At 51.1% G+C, this 19,649-nt stretch carries 20 protein-coding genes; 1 reads left to right on the top strand and 19 read right to left on the bottom strand.

The window, feature by feature from the left end:
• Positions 1-203: 203 nt before the first annotated feature.
• A complete protein-coding gene (locus HW447_RS15470; protein WP_014078560.1) occupies positions 204-548 on the bottom strand; it encodes a TnpV protein in 345 nt (114 codons plus the stop codon).
• A 166-nt stretch (positions 549-714) separates the two neighbouring features.
• Here HW447_RS15470 and HW447_RS15465 point away from each other — a divergent pair, with 166 nt between their 5' ends.
• Complete coding sequence (locus HW447_RS15465; RefSeq protein WP_176256025.1) at positions 715-1,314, top strand: hypothetical protein; 600 nt, start codon at positions 715-717, stop codon at positions 1,312-1,314.
• Between the two features lie 96 nt (positions 1,315-1,410).
• Here HW447_RS15465 and HW447_RS15460 read toward each other — a convergent pair whose 3' ends face one another.
• The 18 genes from HW447_RS15460 to HW447_RS18445 form a co-directional block, all read right to left on the bottom strand.
• Positions 1,411-1,626, bottom strand: coding sequence for a transposon-transfer assisting family protein (locus HW447_RS15460; protein ID WP_003526257.1), 216 nt, complete (start codon positions 1,624-1,626; stop codon positions 1,411-1,413).
• 1 nt (position 1,627) lies between these two features.
• Positions 1,628-4,912, bottom strand: a complete 3,285-nt coding sequence (locus HW447_RS15455) for a YodL domain-containing protein (protein ID WP_176256024.1) — start codon at positions 4,910-4,912, stop codon at positions 1,628-1,630.
• Between the two features lie 6 nt (positions 4,913-4,918).
• Entirely contained in the window at positions 4,919-5,197 is a 279-nt protein-coding gene (locus tag HW447_RS15450) for an immunoglobulin (RefSeq protein WP_176256023.1), read from the bottom strand.
• On the bottom strand, positions 5,194-7,293 hold the full coding sequence (locus tag HW447_RS15445; protein WP_176256022.1) for a type IA DNA topoisomerase: 2,100 nt from the start codon (positions 7,291-7,293) through the stop codon (positions 5,194-5,196). The genes HW447_RS15450 and HW447_RS15445 overlap by 4 nt, the downstream gene beginning before the upstream one ends.
• A complete protein-coding gene (locus HW447_RS15440; RefSeq protein ID WP_050005933.1) occupies positions 7,274-7,981 on the bottom strand; it encodes a hypothetical protein in 708 nt (235 codons plus the stop codon). Before HW447_RS15440 ends, HW447_RS15445 begins: the two co-directional genes overlap by 20 nt.
• A gap of 147 nt (positions 7,982-8,128) precedes the next feature.
• Complete coding sequence (locus tag HW447_RS15435; RefSeq protein ID WP_176256021.1) at positions 8,129-8,881, bottom strand: DUF4366 domain-containing protein; 753 nt, start codon at positions 8,879-8,881, stop codon at positions 8,129-8,131.
• Positions 8,871-9,122 carry a DUF4315 family protein gene (locus HW447_RS15430; RefSeq protein ID WP_008982919.1) on the bottom strand — a complete coding sequence of 84 codons (252 nt, stop codon included), beginning with the start codon at positions 9,120-9,122 and terminating at the stop codon, positions 8,871-8,873. The genes HW447_RS15435 and HW447_RS15430 overlap by 11 nt, the downstream gene beginning before the upstream one ends.
• Before the next feature lie 29 nt (positions 9,123-9,151).
• Entirely contained in the window at positions 9,152-10,861 is a 1,710-nt protein-coding gene (locus tag HW447_RS15425; protein ID WP_176256020.1) for a CHAP domain-containing protein, read from the bottom strand.
• On the bottom strand, positions 10,854-11,228 hold the full coding sequence (locus tag HW447_RS15420; protein ID WP_002569211.1) for a DUF3851 family protein: 375 nt from the start codon (positions 11,226-11,228) through the stop codon (positions 10,854-10,856). Before HW447_RS15420 ends, HW447_RS15425 begins: the two co-directional genes overlap by 8 nt.
• 2 nt (positions 11,229-11,230) lie before the next feature.
• Positions 11,231-13,630: a VirB4-like conjugal transfer ATPase, CD1110 family gene (locus HW447_RS15415; RefSeq protein WP_176256028.1), complete on the bottom strand. Its 2,400-nt coding sequence runs from the start codon at positions 13,628-13,630 to the stop codon at positions 11,231-11,233.
• Complete coding sequence (locus HW447_RS15410; RefSeq protein WP_002589059.1) at positions 13,587-14,042, bottom strand: PrgI family protein; 456 nt, start codon at positions 14,040-14,042, stop codon at positions 13,587-13,589. Before HW447_RS15410 ends, HW447_RS15415 begins: the two co-directional genes overlap by 44 nt.
• Positions 14,043-14,056: 14 nt before the next feature.
• Positions 14,057-14,602, bottom strand: coding sequence for an MT-A70 family methyltransferase (locus tag HW447_RS15405; protein WP_002589060.1), 546 nt, complete (start codon positions 14,600-14,602; stop codon positions 14,057-14,059).
• A gap of 13 nt (positions 14,603-14,615) precedes the next feature.
• Complete coding sequence (locus HW447_RS15400; RefSeq protein WP_176256019.1) at positions 14,616-15,485, bottom strand: VirB6/TrbL-like conjugal transfer protein, CD1112 family; 870 nt, start codon at positions 15,483-15,485, stop codon at positions 14,616-14,618.
• 69 nt (positions 15,486-15,554) lie between these two features.
• Positions 15,555-15,773 carry a Maff2 family mobile element protein gene (locus tag HW447_RS15395; RefSeq protein ID WP_176256018.1) on the bottom strand — a complete coding sequence of 73 codons (219 nt, stop codon included), beginning with the start codon at positions 15,771-15,773 and terminating at the stop codon, positions 15,555-15,557.
• Positions 15,774-15,786: 13 nt separating this feature from the next.
• Complete coding sequence (locus HW447_RS15390) at positions 15,787-17,574, bottom strand: VirD4-like conjugal transfer protein, CD1115 family (protein ID WP_176256017.1); 1,788 nt, start codon at positions 17,572-17,574, stop codon at positions 15,787-15,789.
• Complete coding sequence (locus HW447_RS15385; RefSeq protein ID WP_176256016.1) at positions 17,571-18,047, bottom strand: PcfB family protein; 477 nt, start codon at positions 18,045-18,047, stop codon at positions 17,571-17,573. The genes HW447_RS15390 and HW447_RS15385 overlap by 4 nt, the downstream gene beginning before the upstream one ends.
• Before the next feature lie 3 nt (positions 18,048-18,050).
• Complete coding sequence (locus HW447_RS15380) at positions 18,051-18,941, bottom strand: DUF6017 domain-containing protein (RefSeq protein ID WP_176256015.1); 891 nt, start codon at positions 18,939-18,941, stop codon at positions 18,051-18,053.
• A 162-nt stretch (positions 18,942-19,103) separates the two neighbouring features.
• Positions 19,104-19,625, bottom strand: a complete 522-nt coding sequence (locus HW447_RS18445; RefSeq protein ID WP_176256014.1) for a DUF5720 family protein — start codon at positions 19,623-19,625, stop codon at positions 19,104-19,106.
• Positions 19,626-19,649 lie beyond the last annotated feature (24 nt).

Below are 19,649 nucleotides of genomic sequence, written 5' to 3'. Positions count from 1 at the left end.
TATCTCGGCAATCTCAGCGGTGGTTTTCTGCTTTTCAAATGCTGCAACCACACGCTCCCTCTGACGATCTGTATTGCCGCCCAAACGCAGCACATGGTCAATATCATTTTGGGCAAAAGAAAAAGCAGAGGATGTATGCGCTACATTCTCTGCTTCATCTATGGATTGGATCTGTTCCGCTTCGGAGAGGAACAGGTTTAGAGTCAGCTGTTGATAAGCTCCGCCATCAGAATCTCCTCGGCCTGAGCTTTGCAGGTGTTCATCAGCCCCACCCACTTCATGGGATCGCTGGCTTTCAGTTCCTCGGTGGCTCCCGCTTCCTTCGCCAGCTGGGGCATCATCTGCTCCAGTCTGCTCTGGGCGGTCTCGTCGATCTCCAGAAGGTGCGGGTACAGCTTCTCGCTCAGCAGCATCTGGTTGTAGAGGATGGGACGATGTTCCTTCAGGTAGGTTTTCCTCATCCTGCCGTACTTGCCCAGGGGTTTCTCCGGCTGCTGGCTCAGCTTCAGGTCGGGAATCAGATAGTCTCCGTTCTGGATATAGGTCATGGGATTGTTCATCTTGTTTGCTCCTTTCTTGGTTGGCTTCGCGCTCTGCATTTCGGACGGTGACGCCGATCTGCCGCAGCACCTGCTGGTTGATCTGGCTGACCGCTGTTCCTAACGCCCCGATGGTAGACGGGGTGTTGAAATCAAAGATCGCCATGAAATCTTCGTGGTCGAAGTAGCGTTCCGACTCCAGTCCACAGCGGGACATCAAAGCGTAAGTGATGCTGACGGTGGCGGCTGCCTTGAACTGCACTCCGATGTTATACTCATCATATTCCTCCAAAAAGGAACCGTCAACGATATAGAAGAAGTCCTGCTGATGCTCCGTCCAGTATTCCTCGGCCAGTTTTCCGGCTACCTCCGTAAGCTGTCCGGCAAGATCATCACCGGAAACATCATAGGTGCGCTCCAGCATGGCCTGCACGGAATCCAGATGGCGCTCCTCCAACTGCCACAGCCAGGGAGTGCGGGAATATTCACGGGTTCCGGTGTCGGAAATGTCAAAGACATAACGCAGGCGAGGTCTGTCCCCGGAATCATCCACCAGAGCGATTCCCTTGGAACCGCGCCTTACATAACGGCCCATCTTTTCATTCCACAAATCGTACTCCGCACAGGCGGTGGCGTCCGGTCGCTGGGCATAGATCATCAGCTGCTCATGGAACGGGTACTTGTAAAGGCGGGAAGCAGTAGTGAGAAACCCTGCCCATTCCTGCCAGCTCCCCGTGAGCTGTGTTGCCACCTTGTCCGCCATCTGTGCATATAGTTCAGCTTTGGTTGGCATAGTGTTCTGTCCTCCTTTCAGTTTTGGGGTAAAAAGGCGGGGTGGCAGATCGCCACCCCATCCCTGCGGTTATGTTGTTTACTGGTCAAAATCCGGGTACAGCTCCAGTTCGGCAAACTTCTCATCGGTCATCGCACAGAGCTTCGTAAGGGCGCTGTCGGTCAATTCCCTCAGTTCCGTTTCCTCCGGCGAAAGCTCGCCGCGCATCTCACGCAGACTGTCAATCAGCCCGGTGCGGCTGCCGGTATTGTAAATGCACATCAGGTTCATTTCCTCAAAGGTAAAGTTTCCCATATCAAATCTCCCTTTCCGCACTCTTTTTGGGTGCTGTCTTTTTGTGTTCTGTCTTGGGCTGGCCTTTCAGCTGCTCCATGACGGACTTTTTCTTTTCCCGTTCCTTCCGATGAACGGCATCAGCCAAGTCCATCAGGGAAATGGACTGACCGCTTCGGGCCTGCTGTTCCAGCTCTGCCACGGTCGGCTCTTTTGGGCCATTGTTGATGATACCGTCGATCATACCGTAGTCATCCTCCAGCATCATTTCCGCATTTTTCATCGGATTGTCCGGCAGGAATCCGGGGATCTGGGTAAAACCAACACTGTCACAGTAATGACAGGATACCTTACCGTCCTGTCTGATCGCAACGATGTCGCTGACGCTCATGGAGGGACTGTGAAAGTCCACGGGCTTTTCCAGATTGAATTGCTGATATAGTTTTTCCAGCTGCTCCGGCACAGTGCCAGACTCCCTCAGAGGAGCTGTGTAAATGAGGTCATAATTGCTGCGGTCTATGGAAATGTTATGGGACTTTAACCAGTCCAGATTCATAAAGCGCACATTCTGCGGATCGTCACGACTTACCTGATAGATGGCAAAGCAATCTCTGTTCTGGGAGAGAAATGCCTGTTCGCGTTCCTGCTGATGTTCCTGACGCTCCATGACCTTTTCGTGGAACTGAGGGCTTTTCTCCCATTCCTCATGGTCCACACCGAAAAGACCGCCATGATCCATGATTTCCTGCGGGTCAAACACCATGCTCTCCGTATTGTCCTCATGTAGCACATAGACGGTCAAACCGGCGGCATCCAGTTCCAGCGCCCGTTCTCTGGTAACAGGGAACATCCCATCATAGGAGTAGCCGTATTCCTGCATATCTGGTGTGGAGACCTGCTCATCCGGCATGGGGTATTCATCCAGTGCCTGCTCCTGTGCTTCCGGCAGCTGGGAAGAAGCAGCCATCTGACTGACCTCTGCCTGCATCTGCTGGTAGGCAGCTTCCTGCAAGGTCTCAATCATGGACAACGGTGCGTATTTTACCGAGTCTCTGCCCAAATCGTTGTCATCACAAATCTGGAGAACTGCCTTCATGCGGGAAATCTCCGGCATATTCAGCTGACCACCATCCAGCTCTTTCATGGACGCGGCATCGTAAAGGGTATAGTCCCAGCCGCTGTCACAGGATTGGATATGAAGATAGGTGGCATCGTCAATCAGAAACAAAGCCTCCTGCTGGTTGGCGTCCGCCCCCAGCACTTCCATTTCCGGCATTGCCGCAGCCAGTTCCTTTACCGCTTTTTGCACCAGAGGATTATCACGGTAATAGTCGATTGCCTGGATGGTGTCCAGGTCAATGGTCTGGCCGGTCAAAATCGGAAAAGGTCCTTCATAGTCGCTTCCGTCTTTCAGCTCAAAACCAATGCCCTTGATCCCGTTCATTCGTTCTGCCGGAATCTCCTGATAAATGCGGATTGCTTCCTCCAAAGACAGGTTATCGTGGTATTCTCCGAGGTTTGGAAATTCCATGCACTCTGCTACATAGTAGGTCAGATCGCCGGTCTGCTGTCTATCAGATACCTTAGCGGCATCTTCTTGTTGCTCTATCGGGGCGGGTTCCGGCTCTACCTTTGCATGAGGGTCGATTCCGCGCTCTTTGCAGATTTCCTTATAGTGGCGCTCAATGTCGGAGATCAAAGTGCCGGAGGTTTTGTTGATGGTCTCCAAACTGGCTCTCAGCTCTTTCAGCTCTTTGCCCTGGCTCCAGCTTGCAATATAGCCGAAGCTGTTTTCTCCGGTCTCGATGCCAAAATACTTGCAGACCGCATAGGAGATGCTTTCAGCCTCCACTTCCTCCGTGTGGCGGTTTTTGATTGCCCGTTTTTCTGCGGTTGGATCTTCCTCAACTGCAAGACGCCATTCAAACTGATTTTCGTCCACATAACGCCAATCCATATCAGAAGCAAACTGTTCGGCTTCTTTTTCTGTGGCAAAATCCAACTTGAAATCATGTTTGGTTCCACCTTCACTCTCCTGCACAACCTTCCATGACGGTAGCATTTCATATTTTTTAGGGTCATGGAGCTTGCTGTGGGCAATCTCGTGTACTGTGGCTGAAACCGTCTGAACCTCACTCATGCCCTGACGAATGGCAATTTTCTGATGATCAGCAGAAAAATAGCCGTCCGTATCAGCGGCCATTGCTTCAAAAGTAATCGGCACCGGTGCGCTGCGGCGCAGGGCCTCCATGAATGCCTCATAATTTGGCACATTGCCGGAAAGGGAGGAAGCAAGCTCCGGCAAAGGTTTCCCGTCGGTCTGACTCACATCAAAGACCTTGACAGGGCGAAACATGGGAATCTCGATTTCTTTTTCCTCTGTGACGATCTTTCCGTCTTTATCCAGAATCGGAGCCTTGGTATCTGGGTCCAGCTTCTGCTCCTCGATTTTCTTCTTATACGGTGTGGGAGCGATGATGGTAATGCCATGCTCGCCCTTTTTTACATGACGCTCAAACTGGTCTTTCCACTTATTGTATCCGGCTACCAATGTGGCGTCCGGCTTCTGCATATAGATGAGCATGGTGTTGTTTACCGAATAGCGGTGGAAGCGGGACATGACGGACAGATAGCGCATATACTTTTCACTCTCAAACAGTTCCTTGATGCCCTGCTCGATGCCATCTGTGATTTCCCTTAGCCGTTCTCGGTTGGTGGGTTTGTTCTCAGCCATGATTTTCAATCTCCTTTCCAAGTGTGTGATTTCTGCTGTGTGTTCTGCAATCCATGCCTTTTGTTCTTCTTCACTTTCATAAAGGAAAAGGTCCAGCAGGTATTCTACATAGGCTTTCTTCTGGATTGCTTCCACAAAACGGGGGTGCGGTTCTTCCTCCGGTGTCCTGGGAGAACGGTCGGCTTCCCATTTTTTCAGCAGATGGTAATAATCGGACAGTACGCGGTAACAGCGCTGTCGATCCTCCCGAAACTTCTGTGCCTCGGTTTTTTGCCGGACATATCTCCTGCGGGGCGGGGCCTGACTGTCATAGATCAGGCCAAAGTCCTGTGCCAGTTTCTCCGCCGCTTCTTTTGGGGAGAGGTCAAAGAGCTTTTCGGTAAAGTCGATCACATCCCCATCTTCACCGCAGCCAAAGCAGTGGAATCGCAGGTCTACCTTCATGCTGGGGTTCTTATCATCGTGAAAAGGACAGCAGGCCATGCCATTTCGCCTGACTTTTATCCCATAAAACTCTGCCGCTTCTCTGGTGCTGACCGACTGCTTGACCGCTTCAAATACATTCTCTGCCATGTGCCTTTAACTGCCGGACTTTCGCATAGGAGGCTGGTATCCGGCAGCTTTCGCACGCTCACTGGCAGCTTTGCGACGCTCGGCGCTGTATGGCTCCCTGACTGATACACACCGCTTGGGAACGGTAAAGTTATGGGCGTCCTTTCGGGTGATTTGGTCGGGGTGCTTTTTTGCCAGCAGTTCCAGCTTCTCCATCAGACGGGGATCGTGGGTGTAGACCTCAGCCATTGGTTCTGCCTGGTTATAGAGGAGAATGGTTTCCCGTTCCGCTAAAGAGAGCTTCATCGGCTGCCTCCTTTCCGCTGGTCAAATTCCAGCTTGAAGTTAGCGTACTGTCCATCATCCTCCAAAACCACAGCGGCATCGTAGGTCTTTCCAGTTTTCTCCGAATATAGGCCCGTCACACGGACACGGCCATCTTTCAGCAGTGCAGACACCACAGCCTTGGTGGGCTGTTTTTTCTTGGCAGCCCACCATTTGTTGTTTTTCCAGATTGCAAATTTGCAATCTTTGTTCTGACAGAAGAAGCCTTTTTGCAATTCTGCAACTTCACCGCCGCAGCGGGGGCATTTGCCCACCACCTCACGGGGCGGAGTGAACAGGTACTCGGTTCCCTTGATGACCTGATAAGTCCCCACCAGATCTTTCAGCATGGTGCTGATCCCGTCCAGAAACTCCTCCGGGGCAAGCTGCCCGCGCTCGATCTCTCCCAGGCGGTACTCCCACTCGGCAGTCAGAAGCGGCGATTGCAGCTGTTCCGGCAAGACTGTGATCAGGGAGACTGCATCGTGGGAAGGGAGAAGCTGCACCGTTTTCCTGTTCTTTTTTCGTTCCAGAAAACCGGCAGATACCAGCTTTTCCAAAATACCGGCACGGGTTGCCGGTGTCCCCAGGCCCTTTCGCTCGGCATCCTCCGGCATATCCTCTTTTCCGGCAGTCTCCATCGCGGACAATAGGGTGTCCTCCGTAAAGTGCTGAGGAGGACTGCTTTTGCCTTCTTTGATGATTGCAGCAGCAACCGAAAGGGTCTGTCCTTCGGTCAGCTCCGGCAGGGCTTTCTCTGCGCCCTCTTTTTTCGGCTCTGCATCCTTCATTTTGGCACGGTAAGCGTCCTCCAGTGCTTTCCATCCGGGGTGCTTCACCGTTTTTCCTTTGGCGGTAAACTCCCCACCGGCACACGCTGCAATCACAACGGTTTCCGAATAGATATGGGGCTGGGCTACGGCGCACAGCAGACGCAGGGCCACCAGCTCCAGCACCGCTTTTTCTCCCGCAGGAAGGGCAGAAAGGTCTGCATCCTTGAGATTTCTGGTAGGGATTACTGCGTGGTGGTCGGTTACTTTCTTATCGTTGATGACCTGGGCCACATCGCAGGAAATGGCGATTCCTTTACGAAAAGGCATAGCATTGGCAACCAGATTCACCAGCACCGGCAGGCTGTCTGCCATATCGCCGGTCAGATAGCGGCTGTCAGTACGGGGATAGGTGCAGAGCTTCTTTTCATACAGGCTTTGCAGATAGTCCAGGGTCTGCTGGGCTGTAAATCCAAGCAGGCGGTTGGCATCTCTTTGCAGAGTAGTCAGGTCATAGAGGGCAGGCGGCTTTTCGGACTTTTCCTTGCACTCCACCTTTTTGATTGTGACAGCTGCACCCTGACAGGCTTCTTTCAGCTGCTCAGCAGCAGCCTTATCCGCCATGCGCTCCCCGGATACGGTAAGACCGGGCAGCTCCAGCGCCACGGTATAAAAGGGAACTGGCTTAAAGGTGTCGATCTCAGCTTCTCGCTGGACAATGAGCGCCAGCGTTGGGGACATCACGCGCCCGATGTTGAGGGTGCGGTGATACAGCACGGAAAACAGCCTTGTGGCATTGATCCCCACCAGCCAGTCGGCCTTAGCGCGGCAAAGAGCAGCATCCCGAAGCCCGTCATAGTCCGCACCGGGGCGCAGGTTTGCAAAGCCTTCCCTTATGGCGGAGTCCTCCATCGAAGAAATCCAGAGGCGTTTCATGGGCTTTTGGCAGCCTGCCAGCTCGTAGACGCTGCGGAAGATCAGCTCGCCCTCGCGTCCGGCATCACAGGCATTTACCACTTCCGTCACATCCGGAGCGTTCATCAGCTTTTTGAGAATATCAAACTGCTTCTTTTTATCTTTGCCCACCACCATCTGCCAATGCTCCGGCAGGATAGGCAGGTCATCATATCGCCACTTGGCGTACTTGGGGTCATAGCTGTCTGCATCCGCAAGCCCGGCCAGATGGCCCACGCACCAGCTGACACGCCAACCGCTGCCCTCCAGATACCCGTCCTTACGGGCGGTTGCACCAATCACCGCCGACAGACTTTGTGCAACCGATGGTTTTTCAGCAATCACCAGCTTCATAATCTTCAACCTCCCATTCATTCTGCCAATTATCAGACAGTTTTTTTGCAATGCTGTGTTCTGAGGCAAGTGTAATGTCATAGCCAAAGCGATAATCATATCGGTACAACCTGCCAATCAAATCATTGATTATGATATTGCAGGCCATAATCACACGCTCTTTATCCACCTGCATCAGTTGATAGCGTTGATAATTGTTGTAATATTCTCGATGTCTGTGGGTTCTGCTGACCGTATCTTCCATCAGACAATCTATGGCATCTTTTTCACCATCTTCTTTGCTGCCCTGTGTATAAGACAACAGTTCCTTAACCATGGGAAAACTTTGTTCATCTACCGTTGCTTCTTCGCTCAAAAAACCGATATAAGCTTTTAGTAACAGGCTAACTGCTGTTTTTTCAGCTTCAGATAAAGCGTTCATGGTCTCCGCTGCATCAGGCAACAGTTCCTTTTCCACAAATTCATCTATCTCACCAGAATAAAGCATTCGGATTGAGTCCACACATAAAGAGCGTTTTTGGGGTGCGGTCTCAATTTCAAAATCATAAAGATCCAAGTCATCGTTCTTCTTTGACTTTTTTTGAACTTTGCTTATAGCAGTGAAAAGAATGTCTCCTCCAAAGTAAATTCCGAAGGCGACCAGATCAAAAATAATCAGAAAGTGTAATAACCAGTTCCAGGTGTTCATTGTGAGGTCCTCCTTTCTTTGACCATGTGCTGATTTTGGGTGTGGATTTACAGTAAGAGAGTGAGTAGAGCAGCAGAGGACAGGAATTTCTCCCTGTCCTCTGTCCCTTATCCCGCAATGATTTGAAATACGCTACGCTCAAATGGTTCAATCTGCTCTATCGCGTTCCTCATTAGGGTCAGAACCCTCAAAACCATCCTCAAGGACTTCCTCATCTTCGGTTTCCCATTCCTCGGAATCTTCCTCGCCATAATCATAATCGTCCAGGCTGTCATTGCCCTTGGTCTTAGGCTTATTCTTAACGAGCTTCAAGTAGGCAAATACGCCACCGCCGCCAAATAGAGCAAGCAGAAGGATCAGGACAGCCGGGTTCAGTCCGGCAGGCTTCTCTTTTTCCGGCTCCGGTGTTTCTGCCGGAGGTTCCGGTGCTTTTCCCGTACATTTGCTCATATCAGTTACACAGACCGGGCAGGCCGTATTAACTGCTCCTACTTCACATTTCTTCGTGCAGCTGCACACAGCTGGCGGCTCCTCTTTGGCATTTCCATCTTCCATCAGTGCCATCAGGTCCGCTTCATCCACTTGGTTCAGAAAGTGAACAGCAGTCTTTTTATCCTCGTTGGCCCTGTCAATCAGGATATAAAAATAGTTGCCTGCCTTGGTGGTAACGGTAATGAGCTGCTTGTTGCCACCAAAATCATCCACCAGAGCGGCGTTGCCATCCGGGGTCAGCGGAGGTGCTTTTTCGGGTTCTTCCACCACCACATTACTGTCATTGGTGGTATCCTCTGCCGGGGGCGGCGCTGCGCCCTGGGCAAAAGCGGGAATAGTAAAGCCCGATGCCAGAACCAGCGTCAGGCAAAGGGCAGAAAGTGTTCGGAGCAATCCTTTATTCCTCATAGCTGTTTTCCTCCTGTTCGTTGTTGTCATCCACCATACTGCCGGGAATTGTGCCGCCGGACAGCATGGCGCTCAGCTGAGCCGGGGTCATACGCAGTGCGCGCACCATCTGGACGATCTCCAGATTTTCAGCCTCGGTTTTCTGTGCCTCCAGCGCCTTGAGCTTTTCCTGATACTCTGCGATCTTCTCGCGGACCTTTGTAATCTCCTGGTCAATGCGTTCAATTTTGTTCTTTGCCATCGTCTATCACTCCTTCTAAAAAATCTCTGTTACCAGTTCATCAGGCCGTAGCCCTTGATACTCCGATAATTCAGGTCATAACTTTTGATCTTGCAGGCATCGCCGGAATTTCCCTCCACGGTATAAACACGGCTGCCATCGGTGCCGACAACAATTCCCACATGGTCTGCGGAACCATCCAGATCCCAATCGAAGAAAATGGCATCACCGGGGGCGATGTTTTCATATCCTCGTGCGCCCCACTGTCCATGAGACTGGAACCACGGAACACCCTGAGACTGACAACCAGCAAAGCGTGGTTCCGTTCGACCGGATTGACCATAGCACCATGATACAAAGCAGGCACACCATTCCACACGGGAGTCAAAGCCGTACCAGCTCCAATAAGGTTGTCCTCCCACATTGCCCACCTGACTTTTCGCCAGTTCCACCAGCTGCGGATTGCCGGGGCGGGTGCCATTGATAAATTCAACACCAGTCAAATCTTCAGAAACACCTGTATCGGGAGAACCGCCACCAAACAACAGCGGCTTATTGCCCATAGTCTGTCGGTAGACCTGGTACATCTCCATCTGCTCCGGAGTCAGTAGTTCTGGCGCAAGAGAGGCAATGGAACGGCTTGTTAAAGTTACATGGAGAATACGATATTCATATTCATGCTCATCCCCATCTTCGTCAGTGTAAGTGCGAATCTGAATTTCTTCTCTCAGCGTAAGCTGATACTGTGCATCAAACACACGATCCAGCTCTGCCTGTGCGCTGTGGCGTGTATAGCCTTGCAAGACAGCAGAGAGAACTGCCGCCAGCTCATGGGGGTCATGGCCAATCATATCCAGGTTATAGCGATACTCGTCATACCCTGGGTGGCTGCTTTCGATGTTGTCGATTTTCTCCTGCAACCGAGCTTCTCTGTCTGCATAATCTGCCTCCACCGCCAGCATTTCCGGGTCATCCGATGGATAGGTAGTGCCGGAAATTACAGAACCAATACTCTGTGCCATCATAGAGCAGGAGGACATGGTATTCATCAGCATACAGGCGATGAGGAACAAAACCCCTGCCATCAGGAAACCCTTCTTGTGGCGCATGACGACTGCCCCTGCCTGCTGTGCCTTTTCTTTTACCGTCCTTGCGACTTTTCCTGTTTTGGACGCAGCCTGGGCGGTATTTCCGGCAGTCTGACCAGTGCGCTTGGCGGCAGCATACTGCTTTTTGATGGCCTGCTTTTGCTGCCACCGGGAAAGAGGATTGCTGGCAAACTGAGGATTTTCCCGTAGGGACTTCTGGTACAGGGCATTTACATTTGCCTTTTCCAGCTTCTGCTCGGCCTGGGCTGCTTTGCGGTACGGCTTCAGCTTGTGGCTGCGATAGCCCTCCCGCACCAGATAAGCGCTGGTCTCCACCGCCTCCTCGGACTTGTGGGCGCTTTCCACACCCACATTGTCCTGTTCTGTTTCCCGGATCTCTTTGTGAAACTTGCCCGCGACCAGATGGACGGGAGCTTCCTTAACCCCTTGAGAAAGTTTGGAAGGTGGTTTTTTCTTGTCCTCAAAGGTCAGCTTCGAGGTCTTTTTCCCGGTGTCCGGGTCAATGACCGTCTGTCTGACTTTTTTCTTTGGAATATTGGCCTGCGCCTTATCTGCCCTGGCCGTAGCTTTCTCCGTTTTGCGGATCGGCTTTTCCAGTGCAGGGTCAGCCCGTTCCTCATCAGTAAAGCGCAGGCGCGGCTCTTTATTCAAACCAATCACCCATTAGGATAGCATCCATCATGTGGTGCAGCTCCACATAGAGGGCCAAACCTTCCGGATCATATAGCGGATGCACAGTGAGATACGCATGGACTTGCGCCAGAATCTCAGAGAGCATTGTGATAGGTCTGCACCCTACAATGGTTGCTGCACCAGGGGCACACATCATATTCGCCCAAATCGAAAAGAGACGGGCAAGACCAATTTCGCCATCCTCATTCAAGGTTTTGAGTTCTTTGTCAGCGGTACGACACTCAACAACAGCGGAGGCCATTACCGGAAGCAACATGAATTCGTGAGCCTCCAATGCCTCACGGAAAAAAATCATGGTATCAAGTTCGCAAATATTCTGTTTCATAGTTATTCATCCTCCTTTTTCAGTTCCTGGGGTTTGGTGGTCATAATGCGGTAAAGCTCAGTATTCTTCGGGAAGTGGTCAACGAAGGGCAGGATGGTGGAGCCATAGAACAGCAGGCCCTCGCCCTCACCGGAGTGGGTCACATAGCTAAGCTGGTGCGTGGAAATGCCCAGCTGCTTGGCGAGAATCTGACGGTCTCCGCCTGCCTGGTTGAGCATATACACGAAGTCGGAGTTTTCAAAGATGTTCTCCACCTCGCGGCTGCTCAAAAGGTCTTTGACATTCTGGGTGATACCTGTCGGAATACCGCCCCATTTGCGGAATCGCTTCCAGATTTCCACCGTATAAGCGGCGGTCTGCTCCTCCTTCAAAAGCAGGTGCATCTCGTCGATGTAATAACGGGTGGACTTGTGGGCAGCGCGGTTAATGGTAACGCGGTTCCACACCTGATCCTGGACCACCAACATACCGATTTTCTTGAGTTGCTTGCCCAGCTCCTTAATGTCATAGCAGACAATGCGGTTATTGATGTCCACATTGCTCTGGTGATTGAACACATTGAGGGAGCCGGTTACATAGATTTCAAGGGCCGTGGCGATATACTGTGCTTCCTTTTCCTCCTGTTCTCGGAGCAGGTTATATAGGTCCTCCAGTATGGGCATATTCTCCGGGCGCGGGTCATTGAGGTAGGTCTGATAGACCAGACGCACACAACGGTCGATGATGGTTTTCTGCACCGGCTGCAATCCGTCCTTACCGCCCACGATCAGCTCACACAAGCTGAGGATAAAGTCAGACTTGAGGGACAGCGGGCTTTCATCATCCGAATAGTCCAGGTTCAGATCCATCGGATTGATGTAGTTGGTTGAGGTAGGCGAGATCTTGATGACCTGCCCATGCAGACGCTCCACCAGAGGTGCGTACTCCGCTTCCGGGTCACAGATGATGACATCATCATTGGTAAGCAAAAAGCAGTTGGCAATCTCACGCTTGGCGCTGAAGGACTTACCGGAACCCGGCGTACCCAAAATCAAGCCGTTTGGGTTTTTCAGCAGCTTTCTATCCACCATGATGAGGTTGTTGGACAGAGCGTTGATGCCGTAGTACAGGGCTTCTTTGCCGTTCTGAAACAGTTCCTGTGTGGTGAACGGTACAAAGATGGCCGTAGAACTGGTGGTCAGCCCTCGCTGGATCTCGATCTGATTGAGTCCCAGAGGCAGACAGCTCATCAGCCCTTCTTCCTGCTGAAAGTCCAGTCTGGTCAGCTGGCAGTTATACTTCTGGGCAATAGAGCCTGCCTGAAAAATGTTGTTGCCAAGCTGACGGGGATTGTCCGCTGTGTTCAGCACCAAAAAGGAGACCAGGAACATTCTCTCATTTCGGCTCTGCAAATCCTGCAACAGCTTTTTCGCCTCACTGCCGTAGGTGGCAAGGTCAGAGGGAATGATGTCCATGTCGTATCCGGCACGGACTGCTTTTTTCTGTTCCTCGATCTTACTGCGGTCCAGGTCGGTAATCTTGCGCTTTACCGTCTTAATGGCTTTCACCTGATCCACCGACTGAATGTGCATACTCACAATGAGCGAGCTTTCCATATCCAGAAAATCAGCCAGCAGACGGTCATTCAGCTCTGGGGCTAAAATCTGCAAAAAAGAAACAGCCCCGTATTTCTTGCCCATACGGAACTGCTTGCCGGTGCGGAACTCAAAGGAGCTTGGTGCAATAAAATCTTTTGTGGACAGACCGGAAGGAGCCAGCCAGTCCCATTCAAACTGAAATGGGAGCTGTTCATCCATGTGGAATACCGCATGAAGCTGGGAAAGCCTTTCCTTACCGTCCAGTGTCCTGGCAGCTGCGCCAAGACGCTTGAAGTTGTTGAGTATATCGGTCTCAATACGCTCCAGACGGGGCTTGGCGGCTTTGATGCTGTCAGCGTCAATACCAAAGGTCAGGTATTTGGTCTTGATGAGACCGTTGTTGCCTCTGGCCAGCTGATTTTGCAGCATCGTGGTGTATTCCTCACGGATACTGTCAAAGGCATCCCCCTGGGGCGGGATGGAAATGGAGTTTGCAAAGGTCTCCTCCGATGCAGCAAGGTTCAAAAAAGACAGCTGGAAGTGAATCGAGCTGTCGAAATAATTGAGGAAATCACACCAGCCCTCAAAGATCGCGGTCTTATCTTCATTTTGGGAGAGCTGATAGTTGATGTCCTGAAACTGAATGGTCTTTGTGTAGTGGCTGTCCGATACGCGGCAGATACCGTCCGGCCACATTCGTTCATAGGGGATACTGTCCTGTGCCGATTTTCCTTTTTTGTCCGTGCGGTTGGCGCGGGCAATGGCCGCTTCGATCTGCTTCTTATCGGCGCGGGACAGCTTTTTCTTTGTCTTTACCGGATGCACGGTCTTTTCTTCCGGTTTTCCCAGCAGACGGCGCAGCCAGCTTTTCATTGCGGTGAACAATGTCATACACCTCCTTATCGAGCATTTCCTGCCGCTTTAATACGGCATAAAAGTTATTTGTCTGGTAGGGACGCTGCTTGGGACGGATCACAGCTACTTTGAGGATGTTGCCGACGATCTTTTCCAGGGGCTGTCCATGCTTTTCATACATTGCCAGCAGGAAGAAGGGCATCATGACCAGCATCATACACATGGCAGCCATGCTGTTTCCCGCAGGCTCACGGAGCCACAAGAACAGCGGTACGCCTACAAGCGCCCCGGCGGTAAAGCAGACCAGCTGCCTTCGTGTCAGATTGAACATGACCTTGGTTTTGACTTTGGTTAAATCTTTGGGTACGGGTACATAAGCCATATTATCCACCTCCTTTATGGGAATGAAATAGAGCTGTCCACTTCATTTCCCCACACATCCCAACCAGGTGTGGATTGACGAGCAAACAGTTCTATGCGCGGGAGATCACCCATCAATGAGACAATGCGTTCTCTGGCTTCCTGCGGTTTTTTTGAATGTTCTTCAATGTGAGAGACAATGACCTGATGAACAGCTGCGTTTATACGCTTGGGATGTCCTTTCGTTGCGAGGATACAAAGTTCCACATTGGAGCGCGTCCAATATCCCATTCCCCAGAACAAGCTATCTGCCTTTCGATTTTGCTTTACCCAAACAAAGCCGACGGTTTTATAGGTAAATCCCCATGCCTTCAGAACTGAGAGACCTTCCAGTAAACATGGAATCGTGACCCATAAAAACAAGGCACAGTCTTTATCCGCCAAGTTGCCTACTGGCAGCGCACAAATATCCTCGATACTCATGGTCGGATAGTGACTTTCTGCACTGCGTCCCAATCCTTTCTTGGAATATACTTTGTAGTTCCATGGCGGGTCTGCGTAAATGATTTGATATTTTTTCATACAGAACCCTCCTTTAGTGCGCCTGAAAGACTGATTTTGCGAGACTGCCGGTTTTGAACAGCGTAAAGCACAGCAGTACGGTGTAGCCCACGCAGCTCCAGATCGCCATGATAATGTCATCTTCCAGAGCGATGTTCTGCACCAGCACAGCATAAATTGCCACGCAGACGATGATGAGAAACGCCTGAAAGCCCAGCGCCAGCAGGGAGCGGAGGTAGTTCTGTCCCATCCCGCCCCATTCCTTGCCCATCATGGCAGCCATCGGAAGCGGCGCAACGGATGTAACAAGGTAGATCTCAATCATACGGCCATAAATGACGATAAAGATACAGATATACAGCGCCCACATGGTAATGCCAATAAAGAGGGACTGGAACCAAAGCCCGAATAGCGGTCCCAGATCCATTTCCATAAGTCTCGGCTCCATATCTGCCAAAACAGAAGAAATGTCAATGGACGCATCCGAATTGATAACCCCTGCCGCCTGCGCCACTACGCTCTGCGCCATATCAAAGACGCCCATCACGATATTCCATGTATTTGTGACAATGAGGATGGCAGCGGCTGATTTGAACACCCACTTGAAAATCATCCAGGTGTCCACATCATGCAGGTTGTTCTTGTCTGCGATCATCTGGATCAGGTCTACGGTCATCACGATAGCCAGGATCACGCCTGCAATCGGCACCATGATGGAGTTGGACAGATTCTCAATCATGCTGAAAATACTGCCATTCCATCCCTGTGGGGTCTGGCCTACCTGTACGGATATATCCGCGACCTGCTGGTTTACACTGTCAAACATCCCCGAAAGGTTGCTCATAATGCCGCCCACCAGCATTTCTTTCAGCCAATTTGTCAGGGCTTCAAGTAAGAAATCCATACGGTGTCAACCTCCTTTCCGCCGCCCCCGCAAAACTGCGGGAGAGGCAAGGATTTCATACGGAGACGCTTAGACAGAGAAAAGCCCGGAGAGCAGAGGTACAAGGACCATGCCTACCACGGCTACACCAGCACCGGCCATGAGCTGCTTCATGCCCTGGCTCTTTGCTCCGGGGTTATCATTTCCGTATCCCTCCATGAGGTTGATACCGCCCCAGATACCAAGACCGGCTCCCAGAGCCACAACAAGGGTCTGCAATACGTCTACTGCGCTGTTGAAAAATTCCATAAATTCAATCCTCCTAATTTTTTTCGTTATCGCTGTCAGGTTCTATTTCCAGTTCGTACATATCAAAGACTTCCTCCGGCTTTACCACCGCAGGGCGCCGTTTTATGTACCGTTCCACATCAAACTCATTCTTCTTGTCGGCGTCGGCAAGGTACTTGTAATTTTTGTGGGCTGTAATATCGAACTTGTCCGATAAAAACGGCCGGGTGCCCCGCACCTGTAAAATACACTTGCCTCCGTCCATGACCGCGATCTCGTCCTGGCTCATCAACTCCTTTCCTAATTTCTGATAATTGAGGCCGTGGGAAACCTGCGTCCCCCGGTTCTCTGAGGTGTTGAAACTGTCAATAGTCTCTTTCCCCAGGATTTCCGAGAGCTCTTTGAGCGTGGATTTCTCCTTGCCTCCCAAAAACAAGGTCGTGTCGCAGTTGCCGACAATGGTATCTGCGGCGTCCTTGTAGATGGTCTTTAGCTGGGATTGCGATTGTAAAATAATAGAAGCCGAGATTTCCCGGCTCCTGATGGTGGCAATCAGTTTATCAAAGTTTGGTATCTGTCCAATGTTGGCGAACTCGTCCAGAATACACCGCACATGGACCGGCAGCCTGCCCCCGTATTCATCATCCGCCTTATCACAGAGCAGATTGAAAAGCTGGCTCTGCAGCATGGCGATCACGAAGTTAAAAGTAGTGTCCGTATCGCTCATAATGAGGAACAGGGCTGTTTTTCTATCTCCCAGGGTGTCAAGCTCCAGGTCGTCATACTCCATCAGGTCCCGCAGTTCCTTAATATCGAATGGGGCAAGCCGGGCGCCGCAGCTAATCAGGATGGACTTTGCTGTTTTGCCGGCAGCCAGCTTGTATTTCTTGTACTGTTTGACTGCGAAATGGTCCGGCTCCTTTTCCTCCAGACGGGAGAACATGAGATCAACGGGGCTCTGATATGCCTCGTCGTCCTCCCTGGCCTCGCTTGCGTTTATCATTTCCAAAAGGGTGATGAAGTTCTTTTCTTCCTCCGGGGCCTCGTACCAGATATAGCCGATCAGAGCACAGTACAGGAGGCGTTCCGCCTTGACCCAGAAATCCTCGGAAGATTTCTCACCGTCGCCTTTGGTGTTGGCTATGATGGTGTTGGTAAGTTTCAAAATATCCTTTTCACTCCGCAGATAGGCGAATGGGTTATAGTGCATGGACTTTTTAAAGTTGATGGTGTTCAGCACCTTGACCTTGTAGCCTGCCCGCACCAAGAGAGAGCCTGTTTCCAGAATGAGGGTTCCTTTCGGGTCCGTGACCACATACGAGGAATGGAGCTGCATGAGGTTGGGCTTGACAAAGAACCTGGTCTTGCCGCTGCCCGAACCGCCGATCACCAGGATATTTTTATTCCTAGCATACTTCGGGTTCTTTGGGCGGTTCGACATCATCAGCCGTTCCGTCTGAGTCAGCAGTACATTGTTTTCAAACACCGGGTCTATGTAGGGCTTTATATCCTCCGGCGTTCCCCAGCGGGCAGAACCGTACTCCATACCTTTGCGGTACTTCTTTGCGTTTTTCCCTTTGGTGTAGATAATCAGCCGGATTACCACCGCACCGATCAGCCCTGCAAGCAAGTCTGCCGGATGGAAACTGGGAGCTATGCTTTCCATAGCCTGGGAAAATCCGTCGCCCAGGTTTAAGAGCTTGCCGAAAAGGTCAGCTCCGGGAGAGAGCCGCACCGCCTGGGCTGCCTTATCGAACAGCCACACAAAGAGCAGATAGGGGAGGTTTAAGATCAGCAGCTTTTTCACATTTACCTGTTTCATAGCTCCATCCCCCTGTCCTTGTGTTTGGTGCGGTCCAGGACCTTATCCTTTTTCTGCACCAGCTCTTTCATGCTGGATAAGAGTTTTCGGATGGAGGGCTTTTTCTCCTGGGAGAGCTGCTTTGCGGAAAACTCCTTAAAAGCCGCCGTCATAACGTCAGCGTCCCGGCCTTTGAAGAATACCAGGTACCGGGGCGGCTGCGTGCTGCTGTCTTTTTTCAGGGCAAAATCAATGCCGTACTTCTTAGCGGTGGCAGAAAATGCCCGGATGTTGTCGTTGGTGATCTCCAGGTTGGAAACTCCGGTGTTGTGTTTCATCAGCTCCTTTAGGGTCTGTTTTCCTTTGGGGAGCTGGTGGCTTTTGTTTTTCTGTGCCTCCAGGAACTTCCGCATGGCCTTAGCCAGGACGGAGGCGGTCATTCTGGAAGTGGTGATGGCAAGTGTCATTGTTTTCTGTGTTACTTCTTCCTGCATGGGTTACCTCCTTTCCCCGCCGCCGTACAGGTCATGGTTCACCAGGGAAGTGTAATAGCTGCTGATGGTGGATGGTGCATTATACAAAGCTGCCAGCAGGTACTTCTTGATGTTGCGGACATAGGTGGTATTCTCCTGCATACTGGAAAGCACATATTCAATATGCGAACTGTCCAGTTTCATAAAGCGGGATTTTACCACCTCCGCCGGATGATCGTCTCCGGCAATGCGGATGGTCTTTCTTGCGGAACAGACCGTGTCCACAATCAGCTCCACCAGTTCGTCAAGCCGCGCTTTGTCAATCTGGTTGTTTTGAACCAGATGGCGGTACTCGATATTATCCAGGATGATCTCCTGATAAATCTCTCTGGCAGACCTCATATCCATTCCCATCCCATTCGCCGCCTGCGGCTCATCCTCATACGGATTTGATTGGATAGGATTTGATACCTCCATATTTGATAAATCAGTTTTTAATCCCTGGTTACTTGATTTCTTAGTATTTAATTGTGCGGGATTTCCCTGTTCAGGTTCTTCCAAGATTGGATTGCCCAAAACTGGATTTTCCTGTTTTGGTTTTTCATGTCCCGGTTGGGGCGGTTTAGGCTGTTCTAAAATGGTGTACTGAATATCCGTAAGCTGCCCTTTGGCGTTTCGGATACGCTCCCGTATCACATAGCCGTGTTCCTCCAGCTCATTTACCGTTGAGCAAATGCTGTCCACACCGTCCTTGCATATCTTTGCAAGCCCTTTGGTGGTATAGTCCCAGTCCTCCGGGAGGGAGAGCATGAGGGAGAGAAGCCCCTTTGCTTTGAGAGAGAGTTTCGTGTTCCGCAGATGGTGGTTTGCCATCACGGTATAATCACGGGTTTTCTCTATGCGGAAAACTGCCATAATCGGACACCTCCTTTCCGTTTTCTAAAAAGGTCGTTTTCCTTGTGAAATTTCCTCTGTGCCGTTTCCGTCAGGGTAAGGGGATAAATCACCCTGCCTCTTATCAGAGGGAGGCATACAGAGAGGAAAAGGGATGATTTTCGCCCCAAAAGAGGGTACTTTTCAGAGGTCACGGTCTTTTGCGTCATAGCGGAGATTTCCGGCTATCACTTTGGCGTGGTTTCTGATCTTGATAAATCCCTTGTCCTGGTTTTCCCTTGCTTTCTGGTATCCCTGCTCGGTGAGGAACAGTCGCATACGCTCATCTTTGTATCCCATAGGGGACTCATGGGAGAGAACATCAAAGACGATCATGTGGCGGGTGTCAGGGTCAAAACGCTCCAAAGCCATAATGTCATGGCCGGCCAGTTTCTCCGCCCCGGACTTCTGCCTTGCCTCCGCAAGCATTTCCCCGATAGTCCGGGCTTTCCCCGGCAAACGGTAATTTTTCTGAACATCATTTACCAGAGCCATGCACTCCTTGTCAGAGAGTAGACGAAGCTTTGCCAAGAGGCTTTCTGCGGTTTGCCGGATTTCCGGGTTTGGAGCATATCGCTTATTCATGGCGATCTCGTTCAGAATGGCTGCCTGGCAGGTGCTTTCTACCTGGTAAACCATTCTCTTTTCATTTTCAGTTAAATTCATGGGATGGGCTCCTTTCTGAAAAAT

It is taken from the genome of Enterocloster alcoholdehydrogenati (assembly GCF_013282095.1).
GTDB classification, from domain to species: domain Bacteria; phylum Bacillota; class Clostridia; order Lachnospirales; family Lachnospiraceae; genus Enterocloster; species Enterocloster alcoholdehydrogenati.
This window is presented reverse-complemented; position numbering and strand designations above follow the sequence as displayed.

Excerpts from the sequence above, each read along its gene's own strand:
- HW447_RS15455 (WP_176256024.1), bottom strand. The coding sequence starts at position 4,912 with ATGGCAGAGAATGTATTTGAAGCGGTCAAGCAGTCGGTCAGCACCAGA.
- HW447_RS15400 (WP_176256019.1), bottom strand. The coding sequence starts at position 15,485 with ATGGATTTCTTACTTGAAGCCCTGACAAATTGGCTGAAAGAAATGCTG.
- HW447_RS15450 (WP_176256023.1), bottom strand. The coding sequence starts at position 5,197 with ATGAAGCTCTCTTTAGCGGAACGGGAAACCATTCTCCTCTATAACCAG.
- HW447_RS15460 (WP_003526257.1), bottom strand. The coding sequence starts at position 1,626 with ATGGGAAACTTTACCTTTGAGGAAATGAACCTGATGTGCATTTACAAT.
- HW447_RS15410 (WP_002589059.1), bottom strand. The coding sequence starts at position 14,042 with ATGGCTTATGTACCCGTACCCAAAGATTTAACCAAAGTCAAAACCAAG.
- HW447_RS15395 (WP_176256018.1), bottom strand. The coding sequence starts at position 15,773 with ATGGAATTTTTCAACAGCGCAGTAGACGTATTGCAGACCCTTGTTGTG.
- HW447_RS15440 (WP_050005933.1), bottom strand. The coding sequence starts at position 7,981 with ATGAACACCTGGAACTGGTTATTACACTTTCTGATTATTTTTGATCTG.
- HW447_RS15420 (WP_002569211.1), bottom strand. The coding sequence starts at position 11,228 with ATGAAACAGAATATTTGCGAACTTGATACCATGATTTTTTTCCGTGAG.
- HW447_RS15405 (WP_002589060.1), bottom strand. The coding sequence starts at position 14,602 with ATGAAAAAATATCAAATCATTTACGCAGACCCGCCATGGAACTACAAA.
- HW447_RS15380 (WP_176256015.1), bottom strand. The coding sequence starts at position 18,941 with ATGGCAGTTTTCCGCATAGAGAAAACCCGTGATTATACCGTGATGGCA.
- HW447_RS15430 (WP_008982919.1), bottom strand. The coding sequence starts at position 9,122 with ATGGCAAAGAACAAAATTGAACGCATTGACCAGGAGATTACAAAGGTC.
- HW447_RS15435 (WP_176256021.1), bottom strand. The coding sequence starts at position 8,881 with ATGAGGAATAAAGGATTGCTCCGAACACTTTCTGCCCTTTGCCTGACG.
- HW447_RS18445 (WP_176256014.1), bottom strand. The coding sequence starts at position 19,625 with ATGAATTTAACTGAAAATGAAAAGAGAATGGTTTACCAGGTAGAAAGC.
- HW447_RS15385 (WP_176256016.1), bottom strand. The coding sequence starts at position 18,047 with ATGCAGGAAGAAGTAACACAGAAAACAATGACACTTGCCATCACCACT.
- HW447_RS15390 (WP_176256017.1), bottom strand. The coding sequence starts at position 17,574 with ATGAAACAGGTAAATGTGAAAAAGCTGCTGATCTTAAACCTCCCCTAT.
- HW447_RS15470 (WP_014078560.1), bottom strand. The coding sequence starts at position 548 with ATGACCTATATCCAGAACGGAGACTATCTGATTCCCGACCTGAAGCTG.
- HW447_RS15445 (WP_176256022.1), bottom strand. The coding sequence starts at position 7,293 with ATGAAGCTGGTGATTGCTGAAAAACCATCGGTTGCACAAAGTCTGTCG.